The 15,529-nt window shown below is 44.3% G+C and carries 18 protein-coding genes; 1 reads left to right on the top strand and 17 read right to left on the bottom strand.

Annotated features, from left to right (window positions below; translation table 11 throughout):
• Window positions 1-43 precede the first annotated feature (43 nt).
• The 9 genes from ylqF to LJF29_RS18520 form a co-directional block, all read right to left on the bottom strand.
• A complete protein-coding gene (ylqF, locus tag LJF29_RS18480) occupies window positions 44-892 on the bottom strand; it encodes a ribosome biogenesis GTPase YlqF (RefSeq protein WP_010334231.1) in 849 nt (282 codons plus the stop codon).
• A gap of 144 nt (window positions 893-1,036) precedes the next feature.
• On the bottom strand, window positions 1,037-1,384 hold the full coding sequence (gene rplS / locus LJF29_RS18485; RefSeq protein ID WP_010334229.1) for a 50S ribosomal protein L19: 348 nt from the start codon (window positions 1,382-1,384) through the stop codon (window positions 1,037-1,039).
• Between the two features lie 139 nt (window positions 1,385-1,523).
• A complete protein-coding gene (gene trmD / locus LJF29_RS18490; RefSeq protein WP_010334228.1) occupies window positions 1,524-2,255 on the bottom strand; it encodes a tRNA (guanosine(37)-N1)-methyltransferase TrmD in 732 nt (243 codons plus the stop codon).
• Window positions 2,252-2,776: a ribosome maturation factor RimM gene (gene rimM, locus LJF29_RS18495; RefSeq protein WP_010334227.1), complete on the bottom strand. Its 525-nt coding sequence runs from the start codon at window positions 2,774-2,776 to the stop codon at window positions 2,252-2,254. Before rimM ends, trmD begins: the two co-directional genes overlap by 4 nt.
• Window positions 2,777-2,780: 4 nt before the next feature.
• A complete protein-coding gene (locus tag LJF29_RS18500; RefSeq protein ID WP_229150061.1) occupies window positions 2,781-3,167 on the bottom strand; it encodes a YlqD family protein in 387 nt (128 codons plus the stop codon).
• Between the two features lie 121 nt (window positions 3,168-3,288).
• Window positions 3,289-3,534 (bottom strand): KH domain-containing protein, encoded by a 246-nt coding sequence (locus tag LJF29_RS18505; RefSeq protein WP_024121381.1) that lies wholly within the window; start codon window positions 3,532-3,534, stop codon window positions 3,289-3,291.
• Window positions 3,534-3,806, bottom strand: a complete 273-nt coding sequence (gene rpsP / locus LJF29_RS18510; RefSeq protein ID WP_003220815.1) for a 30S ribosomal protein S16 — start codon at window positions 3,804-3,806, stop codon at window positions 3,534-3,536. The genes LJF29_RS18505 and rpsP overlap by 1 nt, the downstream gene beginning before the upstream one ends.
• A 105-nt stretch (window positions 3,807-3,911) precedes the next feature.
• Window positions 3,912-5,252 (bottom strand): signal recognition particle protein, encoded by a 1,341-nt coding sequence (gene ffh, locus LJF29_RS18515; protein WP_024121380.1) that lies wholly within the window; start codon window positions 5,250-5,252, stop codon window positions 3,912-3,914.
• Window positions 5,253-5,265: 13 nt separating this feature from the next.
• Entirely contained in the window at window positions 5,266-5,598 is a 333-nt protein-coding gene (locus LJF29_RS18520) for a putative DNA-binding protein (RefSeq protein ID WP_003238590.1), read from the bottom strand.
• A gap of 178 nt (window positions 5,599-5,776) precedes the next feature.
• Here LJF29_RS18520 and LJF29_RS18525 point away from each other — a divergent pair, with 178 nt between their 5' ends.
• Window positions 5,777-6,262, top strand: coding sequence for an Ig-like domain-containing protein (locus LJF29_RS18525; RefSeq protein ID WP_229150062.1), 486 nt, complete (start codon window positions 5,777-5,779; stop codon window positions 6,260-6,262).
• Window positions 6,263-6,322: 60 nt separating this feature from the next.
• Here the strand turns inward: LJF29_RS18525 and ftsY are convergent, their stop codons facing one another.
• The 8 genes from ftsY to fapR form a co-directional block, all read right to left on the bottom strand.
• On the bottom strand, window positions 6,323-7,312 hold the full coding sequence (ftsY, locus tag LJF29_RS18530; protein WP_044155917.1) for a signal recognition particle-docking protein FtsY: 990 nt from the start codon (window positions 7,310-7,312) through the stop codon (window positions 6,323-6,325).
• A gap of 19 nt (window positions 7,313-7,331) precedes the next feature.
• On the bottom strand, window positions 7,332-10,892 hold the full coding sequence (gene smc, locus LJF29_RS18535; RefSeq protein WP_229150063.1) for a chromosome segregation protein SMC: 3,561 nt from the start codon (window positions 10,890-10,892) through the stop codon (window positions 7,332-7,334).
• 100 nt (window positions 10,893-10,992) lie between these two features.
• Window positions 10,993-11,742 carry a ribonuclease III gene (rncS, locus tag LJF29_RS18540; protein WP_010334220.1) on the bottom strand — a complete coding sequence of 250 codons (750 nt, stop codon included), beginning with the start codon at window positions 11,740-11,742 and terminating at the stop codon, window positions 10,993-10,995.
• Window positions 11,743-11,881: 139 nt separating this feature from the next.
• Window positions 11,882-12,115, bottom strand: a complete 234-nt coding sequence (acpP, locus tag LJF29_RS18545) for an acyl carrier protein (RefSeq protein ID WP_003154310.1) — start codon at window positions 12,113-12,115, stop codon at window positions 11,882-11,884.
• Between the two features lie 84 nt (window positions 12,116-12,199).
• Window positions 12,200-12,940, bottom strand: a complete 741-nt coding sequence (fabG, locus tag LJF29_RS18550) for a 3-oxoacyl-[acyl-carrier-protein] reductase (protein ID WP_010334219.1) — start codon at window positions 12,938-12,940, stop codon at window positions 12,200-12,202.
• Entirely contained in the window at window positions 12,933-13,886 is a 954-nt protein-coding gene (fabD, locus tag LJF29_RS18555) for an ACP S-malonyltransferase (RefSeq protein WP_168747803.1), read from the bottom strand. Before fabD ends, fabG begins: the two co-directional genes overlap by 8 nt.
• 18 nt (window positions 13,887-13,904) lie before the next feature.
• Window positions 13,905-14,906, bottom strand: a complete 1,002-nt coding sequence (gene plsX, locus LJF29_RS18560) for a phosphate acyltransferase PlsX (protein WP_168747801.1) — start codon at window positions 14,904-14,906, stop codon at window positions 13,905-13,907.
• A 13-nt stretch (window positions 14,907-14,919) separates the two neighbouring features.
• The gene (fapR, locus tag LJF29_RS18565; RefSeq protein WP_029441255.1) at window positions 14,920-15,486 is read right to left on the bottom strand and encodes a transcription factor FapR; all 567 of its coding nucleotides are present in this window, start codon (window positions 15,484-15,486) and stop codon (window positions 14,920-14,922) included.
• Between the last annotated feature and the right edge of the window lie 43 nt (window positions 15,487-15,529).

A 15,529-nucleotide genomic window follows, 5' to 3' on the forward strand; every position in this document is an offset into this window, starting at 1 on the left:
GGTCGGGTCAGGAAAAAATAAAGACCCGCATTTCTGCGGGTCTTTACATCGTCGGCTGTTCGAATGACAGCCTCCCGAACTTTTCTGTGCGGATATCACGAATAATCACTTCAGTCGTTTTATCGTAGTTAATAAGCCCCCCGCTCATGAGGCAGCCGCGTTTTTCACCTATCGCATCAAACAGCTCCGCGATGTCTTCGGGTATCTCATCGAGCCCGTAGCGCTCTTTAAGCCGTTCAGGATAATGTTCTTCGAGAAAACGGAGGCCAAACACGGCAACATCCTGAAGATTGATAATCGAGTCTTTAATAGCCCCCGTGACTGCCAGCCTCAACCCGACAAGCTCGTCCTCAAATTTAGGCCATAGAATCCCCGGAGTGTCTAAAAGCTCTAATTCTTTTCCGACTTTGACCCATTGCTGAGATGTTGTGATACCCGGTCTGTCTCCGGTTTTCGCAATATTTTTCTTTGCCAGCCGGTTGATAAGCGTTGATTTTCCAACGTTTGGAATGCCGATGATCAGCGCCCGGATCGCTCTTGGCTTCACACCTTTTGCCCTCATCCGGTCAAATTTCTCCTGCAGGATATCTTTTGAAGCGGGAACGATTTGATTTAATCCTTGGCCGTTTACAGAATTAATGGACAGAGAGCGGATTCCTTGATTCTCAAAGTGCTCTTTCCACTGCTGTGTAACTGCCGCATCTGCTTTGTCAGCTTTATTTAACAGCATAATCCTCGGCTTATTTTTTAAGATGTCTTCAATCATTGGGTTTCTTGAGGACATCGGAATTCTGGCATCTACCAATTCATATACGATATCGATTAATTTTAATTTTTCGGTTACTTCCCGTCTTGCCTTTGCCATATGGCCAGGGAACCACTGGATTGTCATGTGACACGAACACCGCCTTTATCTTCTGAGTGTGCAAGATTCTTAGTTGTTCTTTATGTATTTTACGATGCCTGACCGGCATTTTCAAATTCTATATAAAAAAAGAGCTTGTTACTGGTAACAAGCTCTTTTCGTTCGTTATCATTATCGTCTGATTTCTTTAATACGAGCCGCTTTTCCGCGAAGTTCACGTAGGTAGTAAAGCTTAGCACGGCGTACTTTACCGTAACGTACAACTTCGATTTTCGCGATTTTTGGTGTGTGTACAGGGAAAGTACGTTCAACGCCAACACCGTAAGAAATCTTACGAACTGTGAACGTTTCGCTGATTCCACCACCACGACGCTTAATCACAACACCTTCAAAAATCTGGATACGCTCACGGTTACCCTCAACAACTTTTACGTGTACACGTAAAGTGTCACCAGGACGGAACGTAGGAAGATCAGTACGAAGCTGTTCTTTTGTGATATCTTCAATTAGTTTTTGCATCGTTTTCAACTCCTTCCAACAGATGCTCTTGGCCACAAAACCCGGCACAGCGGAACATCGTTTTCAAGCTTTCAACGGATAAGCCCGCTCAAGCCACAAGTAGTATCTTATCACAATTTCATAGCCTATGCAATAAAATCTATTCTTTTTCCCATTCAGAAATCCATTTTCTTTCTTGCTCTGTAAGCGGATAGTCTTTCAGGAGATCCGGGCGTCTTAAATAGGTTCTTCTGATCGATTCTTTATTCCGCCATTCTTTGATTTTAGCATGGTTTCCTGATAGAAGTGTTTCAGGCACTTTTAAACCTTTATAATCTGCCGGTCTTGTATAATGCGGATGCTCCAAGAGCCCCGTACTGAACGAATCCTCTATGTGGGAAGCCTCTTTGCCAAGCACTCCCGGAAGCAGCCTGACAACACTGTCAGCAATCATCATCGCAGGCAGCTCACCGCCTGTCAGAACGAAGTCGCCAATTGATATTTCATCGGTCACCAAATGCTCACGGATTCGCTCATCATAGCCTTCATAATGGCCGCAGATAAACAGCAAATGCTCTTCCTTTGCCAATTCCTCGGCTTTTTTTTGAGTGAAACGCTCACCTTGCGGGCAGACGAGGATAACGCGCGGCGGACTGTCTGCTTTTGAGGTCAGGTCCTCAACCGCGTCAAAAACAGGCTGAGGCTTCAGCACCATACCTGCTCCGCCTCCGTAAGGGTAATCATCTACTGTATTATGCTTGTTATCAGAATACTCCCGGAAATTGACGATCTGGAACTGCACTGCTTCTTTCTCTTGGGCTTTTTGAAGAATGGATGAACCGAGCACCCCTTCAAACATGTCAGGAAACAGTGTCAAAAAATCGATTTTCATTCGTCTATTAATCCTTCCATGAGTTGAATCTCAATTTTCTTTTCGCTGACATCAATCTGTTTGACGACTGATTCAATGTAAGGGATCAGCGCGTCTTTTTTACCTTTACGCTCGATTACCCATACATCATTGGCTCCCGGTGTTAAAATTTCTTTCACCTTTCCGATCAGTTCGCCTTCTTCAGTAAAAACTTCACAGCCGATAATTTCGTGGAAATAAAATTCTCCCTCATTCAACTCACCCAAATCCTCTTCCGGAACTTTGATGATGGCGTTTTTCAGTTCCTCTACTTCATTCAGGCTTTGTCTTTCTTTAAACTGCAGCAGATGAAATTGCTTATGCAGCCTGTACGTGTTTACCGTTACCTCTATCGGTTCTTGGCGTCCGTCCATAAACAAATACAGCGTGTTGCCCGGCTTGTACCGTTCTTCGGCAAAATCCGTTTTTGAAATGACCCGCACCTCGCCTTTAATTCCGTGGGTATTTACAATTTTACCGACATTAAACCATCGCTTTGTCATATGATCACCTCTGGCGAATTTCAATTACTGTTCCGTCTTTTATGACGATGGTGTTTGCTGCTGTTTTCTCATGCCAGTCATCCCCGACTTTAATGGTCAGCAGCGCATCGATTTCCTTTTCTTTCATTTCACTGCCAAGCGGTAATGTATGTACTTGGGTAATTTGAAAATCGATCATTTTCATATTATCTTTTCGTTTTTCTATTGCCTTTTTAAATTGCTCAATTACATCTGGGTTCTGCTGTTCTTTTTCATGTTTTCTAAGCTGAAAATAGAGCTGGCTGCATTCTCGTTCAAGCATTTGTTTCTTATCTGTGAAAGTAGATAACAGCTTTTCTTTGCTGTGCTCGGTTAAGACTTGCATAACGGCTACACGGTGAATAATTTGCATCGCACCAAGCTCCCTGCTTTTAAAACTTTTTCAAGACCAGACGTTTCTATCTTGTCTTATCTTCTATCAGTTTACCCGTTTTTTGCGTGTAAAAAAAGGGGAGGTGCCGGCCCTCTCCCTTTTAGTCAAATATTTCAAATTGAACTTTCTTAGAAGACTGTGCGCCAGCTGCAAATACAGCTGTTCGAATCGCTTTTGCAGTCCGGCCTTGCTTACCGATAACTTTACCGGTATCTGACTTATGAACAGATAAGCGCAGCGCAATCTTTTGATCGGTTTCTTCTCTTATGACCCGAATGTCATCTGGATGATCAACAAGCGGTGTCACAATCGTGACAATCAAATCTTCCAAGTGTTGATCAGTCATTACTTGCCTTGTTTAGCGTTGTGGAATTTTTCCATGATTCCTTGGCTAGAGAACAAGTTGCGAACTGTATCAGATGGTTTCGCTCCAGTTTGAAGCCATTTAAGAGCAAGCTCTTCATCGATTTTTACTTCCGCTGGTTTTGCAACCGGGTTGTAAGTGCCGACTGTTTCGATGAAACGGCCGTCACGCGGTGAACGAGAATCTGCTACAACAATACGATAGAAAGGAGATTTTTTTGCTCCCATACGTTTTAAACGAATTTTTACTGCCATTTTACTAGCACCTCCGAAAATATTTCAACAAGATAGTATATTAACAATGATAAAAGTGTTTGTAAAGTGTTTTTTCTTAACAACGGTTTTATCATGTATAACCGATTACATAAAAGGTAACTTAAATCCTTTTTTCTTTCCTTTTGACATGTTTGTCATTTGCTTCATCATTTTTTTCATTTCGTCAAACTGCTTAAGCAGACGGTTGACTTCCTGTACGGACGTCCCGCTTCCTTTTGCAATCCGCTTGCGCCGGCTGGCATTAATGATATCCGGCTGTTCTTTTTCAAGAACAGTCATCGATTTAATGATCGCTTCCACATGATTCAGCTGCTTTTCATCAACTTGAATATTTTTCAAGCCTTTCATCTTACCTGCACCCGGCATCATTTGCAGAAGCTCATCCAGGGGCCCCATGTTTCTGACCTGCCCGAGCTGCTCGAGAAAATCGTCCAATGTGAAGCTCATTGTTCTCATTTTTTGTTCCAGCTCTTTGGCCTTGTCTTCATCGACGGTTGCCTGAGCTTTTTCAATCAATGTTAACACGTCACCCATGCCGAGAATCCTTGATGCCATGCGTTCAGGATGGAAAGCCTCTAATGCATCAAGCTTTTCGCCTAAACCGGCGAATTTAATCGGCGTGTTTGTCACCGCACGAATGGAAAGTGCGGCACCCCCGCGCGTGTCTCCATCAAGCTTCGTTAACACAACACCGGTTAAACCGAGCTGTTCGTTAAAGCTTTTGGCTACATTCACGGCATCCTGCCCGGTCATTGAATCGACAACCAGAAAGATTTCTTCCGGATTCGCGATTTCTTTCACTTGGGTCAGTTCATCCATAAGCTCATGGTCGATATGCAAACGGCCTGCTGTGTCCAAAATGACATAATCATAGTGTTCTTCCTTGGCTTTTTCAATAGCCTGCTTGGCTATTTCTACAGGGCTGACCTGATCACCAAGGGAAAAAACAGGCATGTCGAGCTGCTTGCCGAGCGTTTCCAGCTGCTTAATTGCAGCAGGACGGTAAATATCGGCAGCAACCAGCATCGGTTTGCGATTGTGCTTTTTGCGCAGCAGATTTGCAAGTTTACCGCTCGTTGTCGTTTTACCGGCACCCTGGAGACCAACCATCATAATAACAGTTGGCGGCCGCTTCGCGACGGCAATTTTGCTTTCTTCGCCGCCCATCAGCTCTGTCAGTTCCTCTTTAACGACTTTAATGACCTGCTGGCCGGGCGTCAGGCTTTTCATGACGTCTTGGCCTACAGCCCGTTCACTTACTTTTTTCACAAAATCCTTTACTACTTTAAAGTTAACGTCAGCCTCAAGCAGCGCAAGACGAACCTCACGCATCATTTCTTTTACATCTTGTTCGCTGACTTTCCCTTTTCCGCGGATTTTAGAAATCGTCTGCTGCAGTCGGTCGGCTAATCCTTCAAATGCCATAGTTTGCCGCCTCCTAATCTAATTTCTCAAGCGCTTCAATCAGAGCTGTAATTTCTTCCTCTTCTTTAGAACCGGAAGCAAGCTCCTTCAGCTTATTAAACATCTCTTTACGCTCCTGAAACTTTTTCAAAAGGAGCAGCTTTTCTTCATATTGTTCAAGCATCGCTTCTGTTCGTTTGATGTTATCATAAACAGCTTGTCTTGAAACCTCATATTCTTCGGCTATTTCGCCAAGGGAGAAATCGTCCAAATAATAAAGAGACATATAGCTCTTCTGTTTAGACGTCAACAACGACTGATAAAAATCAAACAGATAATTCATTCTCGTTGTCTTTTCGAGCGACATATGAGCTCTCCCCTTTGTTAAGTCAAATCCCTTTACGATAACTTAGTTTACATGGTTTTAATGTGAGTGTCAAGTTTTTATCTTGTCAAAGGAATGATAACTTTTTCCAATATTAACTAAACAACATCCAATTTATTCCGATATTTTATATGAACCATATTTAAAAGGAGGATTTCACATGAAAAAAATCGGTTTATTGTTTATGTTATGCTTGGCTGCCGTGTTACCATTTATTTTTCCCGCCCAGCAAGCAGCTGCGGCCGGAGTCCCTTATAAGGCCTCCATCTCAAATATTAGCACGGACGGAGGCGTGTACGGCAAAATCAATTACGGACAAGGTCAATTTTGGCGAGTTAAGTACAATATTACGATAAACGGTACATTGCTCGACGAAAATGGAGTGCCAGTGCCAAACACACCAGTCAGCTTCGAAGCAGATACGAAAGTCGGGAATACAACAAAGACAGCTGCAGGAACAACCGATGAAAACGGAAAGTTTGACGTTCCAATGTATTTAGGACCTGCCGCTGGCTACTACACGTATTACACATCTGTTTCCGTTCATTACTACGACATCATCCCATTCAGGGTTTATTCCGGTGATGCGAGATTGCTATCCACTGATAACAGCCTTTATCATTTCGCCTATCAAGTGAGACGATAACAAAAACAGCCCCCTAGGGTTTTGGGGGCTGTCTGTCTATAATCGGTGAACCCAAAAATATTAATCCTCCGCTTTTTCCACTAAATCTGAAAAGAGGCCGTATACGTAAGATTCAGCGTCAAACTCCTGAAGATCATCAACTTTTTCTCCTAATCCGACTAATTTAACCGGGATATGAAGCTCGTTGCGAATCGCAAGGACAATACCGCCTTTTGCAGTGCCGTCAAGTTTTGTTAAAGCAATTCCTGTTACGTTTGTTGCTTTCGAGAACTCCTTCGCCTGCGCCATTGCGTTTTGGCCAGTCGTGGCATCAAGGGCGAGCAGCACCTCATGAGGCGCTTCCGGCACTTCTCTTTCGATAACACGCTTCACCTTTTCGAGCTCCTTCATCAGGTTTACCTTGTTTTGAAGACGCCCTGCCGTATCACAAATTAACACATCAGCTTCTCTCGCTTTGGCAGCGTGAACAGCATCATAGATGACAGCCGCAGGATCGCTGCCGGCCGCCTGTTTAATGACAGGCACACCAGTACGTTCTCCCCATACTTCAAGCTGTTCAATCGCTCCTGCTCTGAAAGTGTCTCCGGCAGCAAGTACAACAGACTTTCCTTCTTGCTTTAGTTTATGAGCAAGCTTTCCGATCGTTGTCGTTTTGCCGACTCCATTTACGCCGACTAGAAGAATGACATTTAAACGCCCTTCCTGAATGTTCAGCTCAGATATTTGTTCGTCTCCGCTGTTATAAATCTCCACCAGCTTTTCAGAAATAACAGACTGCACTTCCTGCGGATCTTGAATATTTCTGCGCTTCACTTCTTTTTTGAGCTCGTCTATCAGCTCCATAACCGTTGTAAAACCGACATCAGCACTGATCAGAACCTCTTCAAGCTCTTCGAAGAAGTCCTCATCAATTTTACGGTAACGGGACACGAGATCATTCACTTTATTTTGAAAGGAGTTTCTCGTTTTTTCAAGGCCGTCCTTAAATTTTTCAGATACGGAATCTGTCTGCTTTGTGATTTTCTCTTTTAATTTTTTAAAAAAACTCATCTTATAACCTCTTTCCTCGTTACTGAACGAATTCTTTTGTCTCTTCCAGCTTCACTGAGATGACCTTAGAAACACCTGACTCCGGCATTGTCACGCCGTAAAGCACATCGGCTTCCTCCATAGTGCCTTTTCTGTGGGTAATCACAATAAACTGGGTATCGGCGCTGTATTTTTTCAAATACTGCGCAAACCGGAACACATTTGCTTCGTCAAGTGCTGCTTCTACCTCGTCAAGAACACAAAAAGGCACAGGGCGCACCTTTAAAATTGAGAATAAGAGCGCAATAGCAGTAAGCGCACGCTCTCCGCCAGACAAAAGGTTTAAGTTTTGCAGTTTTTTTCCCGGCGGCTGCGCGATAATTTCTACTCCGGAATGCAGCAGATCATTCGGATCGGTAAGCCTTAATTCCGCTCGCCCTCCTCCGAATAAGGAGTGGAAGACTTGATCAAAGTGTGAGCGGATTTGGACGAATGTGTCGTTAAAGCGTTTCGTCATCTCTTCGTCCATTTCCTCAATCACTTGAAACAGGGTATTTTTTGCTTCTGTTAAATCTTCTTTTTGCTCTGACAAGAATTGATAGCGTTCGTTAACCCTCTCAAACTCATCTATGCTTCCGAGGTTTACCGTTCCAAGCTCTTCTATTGCGAGTTTAATCAGCTTCACGCGCTTTCGTGCTTCCTCAGGATCTGTTTCAAGCTGGTATTTCTCTTTGGCTCCCTCAAAGGACAAGCTGTATTCTTCCCGCAAGTATTGCAGCAAATTATCAAGCTCGACTTCCATTCGGCCTAGTTTTACTTCTTCGTCTTTTAAGAGCGTTGTTTTTTGTTTATACAGGCGCTTCATTTCTTTCAGCTCGCGCTCATACGTATCAAGCCCCTGCTGAAGTTTGATCCTCTGGTCGCGCCTTAACGCAATCAATTCAATTGTTTTTGTTTTGTCATTTAATTTATGTTTTGCGGCCTCTTCCAGTTTTTCTTCGCCGCTTGTGCTTGATGACATTTCTGACGTTAAGAAGCTTAGGTCCTCTTTCGCCTCTTTTAAAGCAAGCCCTGTTTCTTGGAGCTCTTTCTTTAATCTAGCGAGGTTGTCCTCTTCGCTCTGACATGCTTGCTCTTTTTTCGCTGCTGCGATCTTCAGCTCAGTCAGCTCATTGGAGAGAGACTCTTTTGTAGAGGACTGTGTCTGTTTTTGTTTTGTCAGTCTTTCAATATCCTCTTCAAGCTGTTTCATTCTTTCAGATACGGAAGAAAGCTTTTCTTCCAGCTCGCGTTTGCGCGCTTTCTTCTCTCGATCGCTATCTGACAGAGCTGATTTTTCTTGATCATAGAGCTCTAAGTGAGTATTGATATTCTTCTCAGCAACTTGAAGCTCATACAGCTGGCCTTTCACATCCTGCTGCTTCACTCTTAAGCCTTCCCCGGCCTCTCTTAAATCAGCCAGTTTTTTCTCCATCTCCTGAATGGATTGCTTAAGGGTTTTGACCTCTTGTTCAAGCTGCGCTGTTTTTTCTTCCATCTCAGCCAGCCGCTGGGTGACATCCTCAAGTTCCCGGCTTCTTCCTAACAGGGAGTTGTTTTTCTTTTTAACGGCGCCCCCCGTCATTGAACCTCCAGGATTCACGACATCGCCCTCGAGAGTTACGATGCGGTACCGGTGCCCAAGCAGCTTCGCAAGCTCGTTTGCGCCTTTTAAATGCTCTGTAATCAAAACGGTGCCGAGCAGGTTTTGAATGATACGGCGATACGCGGGATCAAATGTGACAAGATCACTGGCAACCCCGAGAAATGACGGATGCTGCTTCGCAGTTGCCACGTCCCTGCTTTGAAGCTGACGGTCTTTGATGACAGAAAGCGGCAGAAATGTCGCCCGGCCGAACGAATTCTGTTTCAAATATTGAATTGCTTTACGGGCGGACTGTTCATCATCGGTCACAACATGCTGTGCTGAAGCTCCGAGTGCTATTTCAATAGCCGTTTCATACTTTTGTTCTGTTGACATCAGCTCAAGGACAGCCCCGCGAATTCCGCCAAGCCGCTCTTTCGCTTTCAGCACCTCTTTAACACCCTGATAAAAGCCGGAGAAATCTCCCTGCATTGTCTCAAGCATGTCTTTTTTCGACCTCGCCTGCTGGACGTATTGGTATGCTTGGTAAAGAGCAGATTCATTTTTCTCATACTGACGCTTTTTCTGTTCGTATTTAACCTGCATTTCTCGATACGTGCCGACTTGGCTGTGAATCTCCTGCTCTATGCGGGCAAACTCGGTTTCACATGCAGCTTTTTGGGCGGTAATATCGCGCCGTTCCTGCAGATGCTTTTCATTATTATCAGCCAGCCTCTGTTGGATAACTGCTGATTGGGACATCTGGTCATCGAGCAGCTGGAGCTCATTACGAATCGATGCCTGGCTGTTTAACAGCTCAAAGTAATCGCTTTTCAGCTGCTCAATTTTCTCTTCGACATTTTCATTGTGAAGACTGAGAGCCTGCTGCTTTTCCTTCACCTGTGCTTTTAAATCTTTGACTTCTGTCTGAAGCGCTTCAAAGACAGCTTCCTGCTTCGCAAGATCTTCTTTCAGCACAGCTTCTTTTTGCTGAAACTGTACGATGGCTTCTTCAAGCTGTTCGCGGTTTTGCACAGCGTTTTTTTTGCGTTCTTTCAGTACTTCTTTGCGCCCCTCCAGCTTTTCAAGCTCCTCACTTGTCACAAGCAAGACTTGCTGGAGCTCGTTCACTGATTCATCGAGCGCTTGAATTTTGTCGCGCGCATCTTCGATTTTCGCTTCTTTTGCTGAAATAGCAGACGATTCAGCAAGCTCTTCTTCCTTTGCGGCTTGCACTTTCTCCTGAAGGCTTGACCATTTGGCGTGCAGTTCTTCAATATCATAAGCGGTCAGCGCAATTTCAACGTGCTCAAGCTCTTTCTTTTTCTCCAGGTAGTCTTTCGCGATTGAGGCCTGTATTTTAAGAGGTTCAACCTGACCTTCCAGCTCATGTAAAATATCTTCTACCCGATTTAAATTATCCTGGGTTTCAAACAGCTTGTTTTCTGCTTTTTTCTTTCTCGTTTTGTATTTGAGCACCCCGGCTGCTTCTTCAAAGATACTGCGGCGGTCCTCCGCTTTGCTGCTCAGAATTTCTTCCACTTTCCCTTGGCTGATAATCGAAAATGCTTCTTTTCCAAGTCCTGAGTCCATAAATAAATCAATAATATCTTTTAAGCGGCACGGCTGATTGTTAATTAAGAATTCACTCTCGCCAGATCTGTACACACGCCTTGTGACACTGACCTCGTGGAAGTCAATCGGCAAAAAATGATCGTCATTATCAAGCGTAAGCGTAACTTCGGCAAGATTTAACCGTTTTCTCGAATCACTGCCGGCAAAAATAATATCTTCCATTTTTCCGCCGCGAAGGGAACGTGCTGATTGTTCTCCAAGAACCCAGCGAATAGCGTCTGTGATATTGCTTTTTCCGCTTCCGTTCGGGCCGACAACCGCAGTGACGCCTTTTACAAAATCAACGGAAATCCGTTCTGCAAATGATTTAAATCCTATAACGTCTAAACGTTTGAGGAACATAGCGATCCTCCTTATGTAATAAGTATTTCAATTTTATCATAAACATGGATGAAATAAGACGGCAAACATACTGAAATCCCCCTTATAGCCTAGGGGGATTTTATTGTTTCGTATGGTGTTTTTGCAATTTAGCTAGAGCTTCCTGAGCAGCGTGCTGTTCGGCTTCTTTCTTTGAACGGCCGTTTCCGACTCCGAGTGGTTCACCTTTTAGAGATACGATGGCTTCGAATTCACGGTTATGGGCAGGTCCTTTTTCGTTGGATATTTTATACTCCAGCGAGCCTTTGCCGTCACGCTGCACGTATTCCTGCAGCTGGCTTTTAAAATCCATCACATGAGAAAAAGCACCATCGTTTATTTTAGGGAACACATAGACTTTTAAGAAACTTTCGACCGGCTCTAATCCCTGGTCAAGATACAAGGCTCCGATAAATGCTTCGAAGACATCCGCCAAAAGCGCAGGACGTTTTCTGCCGCCTGTCATTTCCTCGCCTTTCCCCAATAGGACAAGATCGCCGAATGACAGTTCGTGAGCCAATGAAACGAGAGACGGTTCGCATACAATCGCGGCTCTCAATTTCGTCAAATCTCCTTCACTCATAGCCGGATACTTGGCAAATAAGAATCTGGAGATCGTCAGTTCCAAAACAGCGTCACCTAAAAATTCAAGCCTTTCATTATCTTCATACGGCTTTTTCCGATGCTCATTCACATAAGATGAATGTGTAAATGCTTGATACAAAAGCTTTTCATTTTGAAAGTGAACCGAGATCCGTTCTTGAAACTCTTTAAATTGTTCTATTTTTTTATAGAACTTTTTCTTATCTTTGTAATGTGAGTGTTTTGACATAGTAACCTCCATAGGCACATCAGGTTCACCGCGCTTCTCTGACTAAACCGGATACAGCGCGCGTAAAAGCGGCATGCTGTAATAACTGCACGAATAAAGGGCTAAAGCCCCGCGTTTCGGCGGGACTTTTAGCATCAGCTTATTGCTGGTTTTGTATGTAGTTCACAGCGTCGCCGACTGTTGCAATCTTTTCAGCATCTTCGTCAGAAATTTCCATATCAAACTCGTCTTCAAGTTCCATAACAAGCTCAACTACATCTAGGGAATCAGCACCTAAGTCTTCCTTGAAAGAAGCTTCAAGTTTGACGTCTGCTTCATCAACGCCAAGGCGATCTACGATGATTTTCGTTACACGCTCTAATGTATCTGCCATAGCAATTCACCTCCCCTCAAGTATTATAGTGGATTCGTTTTTAAAAAACTAGAGTAACTATGATGAAATTTTCAAGAAAAAAACTTACATGACCATTCCGCCGTCAATATGAAGGGTCTGGCCTGTCATATAACGCGCTCCCTCTGAAGCTAGAAACGTCACGACGCTGCTGACATCGCTGGGATCGCCAAAGCGAGCGAGCGGAATTTGTTTCAGCATTTCATCTTGAACATCTTTTGCAAGCTTATCTGTCATATCAGTTGAGATAAATCCAGGTGCAATCGCATTAACGGTGATATTTCGGCTTGCAAGCTCTTTAGCTGAAGATTTCGTTAAGCCGATCACACCTGCTTTTGCAGCCACGTAGTTGGCTTGTCCAGGATTTCCGCTGACGCCGACAATAGATGATACGTTAATAATCCGGCCTGAACGCTGCTTCATCATTTGTCTTGTGACAGCTTTCGTACAGTTGAAAACACCCTTCAGGTTAATGTTAATGACATCATCCCACTCATCTTCTTTCATTCTCATGATGAGATTGTCTTTTGTGATTCCGGCGTTGTTCACTAGAATGTCGACCGTAGAGAAAACAGAAATCGCTTCTTTTATCATGTTTTGTACATCTTCAGGATTTGATACATCGGCTTTGACAGCAATTGCTTTTCTGCCCATTGATTTGATTTCATCTACAACTTCATTTGCTTTCGCTTCGCTGCCTGAGTAGTTAACGACAACATTTGCACCGTTTTTGGCCAAGTCAAGGGCGATTGAACGGCCGATTCCACGGGATGCGCCAGTGACAACAGCTGTTTTTTCATTAAGCATTCTCATTCTCCTCCTTAAGCGTTTGAATTGCCAGTTCAATCGTTTCCGGGTCTGATACGGCAATGGTTTTTAAGCGTCTGTTTACTTTTTTCACAAGGCCTGAAAGCACTTTGCCGGGACCGATTTCAATAAACGTCGTAACACCCTCTGCAATCAGCTTGTTAACAGTTTCCTCAAAGCGAACCGGGGAGTACAGCTGCTCAATGAGTTTTTCTTTAATCTCTTCCTTATCTGTCATCACATCTGCAGAAACATTTGAGATCACCGGCACATCTGCGTTTTTCAGTTCACAGGAGTCCAAAACTTCTTTCAGCTTTTCAGCGGCAGGCTTCATCAGTTCAGAATGGAACGGACCGCTTACGTCAAGCGGAATCGCTCGTTTAGCGCCGTTCTCTTTAGCCTGTTCAGATGCAAGCTCTACTCCTTTTGCCGTTCCGGAAATAACAATCTGTCCGGGACAGTTGAGGTTGGCAAGCTGCACAAGGTGGCCGTCCTCAGTGACTTTATCGGTTACTTGTTTCAACGCGTCGGCATCCATGCCGAGAATAGCAGCCATCGCTCCTTCTCCGGCCGGCACCGCTTCGTTCATGAACTCACCGCGTTTTCTGACAGTATAAACAGCGTCTTTAAAGCTCATTGCGCCAGCCGCCACCAGTGCAGAATATTCTCCAAGGCTGTGTCCAGCTGTGAAATCAGGTGTAATGCCTGATTCTTTAAATTTCTCAAGCACAGCAATGCTAGTCGTCAGCAAAGCAGGCTGCGCATTGTATGTAAGCGTTAATTCTTTGGCATCACCTTCAAAAATCAATGAGCTGAGCTTTGTTTCCAATGTTTCGTCAGCTTCATCAAACAGACGTTTTGCAGCAGGCACCTGCTCATAAAGCTCTTTTCCCATGCCGATAAATTGTGATCCCTGACCAGGGAATAAAAATGCAATCTTACTCATGATGTTAAAACCTCCAGACTATTCATCTGTTTTTTCTTCTTCTTTTACTTCTTCTTGGATGAGCGCAGCCACATTTTGGCTGACCATCTCTCTGGCTTGGCGGATCGCATGGTAAACCGCACGGGCATCAGACGAGCCGTGTGCCTTGATTACCGGCGCTTTCAAACCGAAAAGGCTTGCTCCACCGTATTCGGAATAATCCATTTTCATTTTCATTTCTTTCATCTTCGGCTTCAGCACAGCTGCCGCAAGCTTAGATGTAAAGTTTGACGTGAGCGCTTCTCTCATCATTTTAAAAATGGACATCGCAGAGCCTTCAAGCGTTTTGAGTGTAACATTCCCGGTAAATCCGTCCGTTACTACGACATCTGCTACATCGTCTAAAAGGTCACGCGCTTCCACGTTTCCGATAAAGTTGATGTTTGCCTTTTTTAATAATTGGAACGCCTGCTTTGTCAGTTCGTTTCCTTTTTTATCTTCTGTTCCGACATTCAAAAGTCCGACTCTCGGTGAAGTTACACCCCGGACTTGCTGGGAATAAACAGAACCCATAATGGCATATTGAACGAGATGCTCAGGTTTGGCATCTACATTGGCGCCGACATCAAGGAGCAGAAATCCGCCGCCTGAAACAGTCGGCAGTGTCGGTGCAAGCGCAGGGCGGTCAATTCCTTTAATTCTTCCCACAATAAACAGGCCGGCTGTCATTAGCGCGCCGGTATTTCCTGCTGAAATGCAGGCGTCAGCTCTGCCTTCCGCAACTTCCTGCGCCATCAGGACCATAGAAGAGTTCTTTTTTCTCCGCACGGCGCGGACCGGTTCGTCCGTAGGCTCAATCACTTCATCTGCGTGCAGCACCGTGATGCGATCTGATGATGTTGTTAAATATGATTCTATTGTAGTTTTGTCACCGACAAGTGTAATATGAAGATCATCAAATGACTCTATCCCCTTCATAACTCCGTCAATAACAGCTTTGGGAGCGTGGTCTCCTCCCATTGCATCTACAGCTATTCTCATGCATGCTCCACCTTTATGAATGTTTTGAACGGTACATGTCAAAATGTCCAGAAAAAACAATTTCCTCTGCAACATAGCTGTTCACTTCGACAACCGTTCTTCCTTTTTCTTTATCAACCGCCGTTACTTTCGCTTTCGCAACGACACGTTCACCCTGCTTTACCTGCCTGGTAAAGCGGATGTCTGCGCTTGCAGTAAGCGCCAATTCGTCATCTATAATGGCAACGGCCAAGGAATTCGCCTGAGCAAATAAATGGTGTCCTCTCGCTATTTGATTCCGGCTAAATACATGCTCCTGCTTTATCTCTAAAATAGAAATCGCCTGATCATCCAGCTCAAGGTCAATAATTTCTCCGATGACTTCGTCTAATGACAGGGACTTCACTTCATCTTCAAGCGTTTTCTCTGCCACGTTCTTAATTCTTTCTCTCAGCTCCGGTATGGAAAGCTCCAAGCGGTCCAAACGAATCGTCTGAATGCTTACTCCGAATTTACCCGCTAATTCTTCATCTGTAATAAATGGGGTTGCTTTGATCGTCTGCTGAAGTAATTCCTGGCGTTCTTTCTTATTTCTTCTCATATCTAAACACCGTCCGGCAATTAAGACTAGGTACTAATAGTAG

Origin of the sequence: Bacillus sp. LBG-1-113, from assembly GCF_020708615.1 — a bacterium.
GTDB lineage: Bacteria > Bacillota > Bacilli > Bacillales > Bacillaceae > Bacillus > Bacillus mojavensis.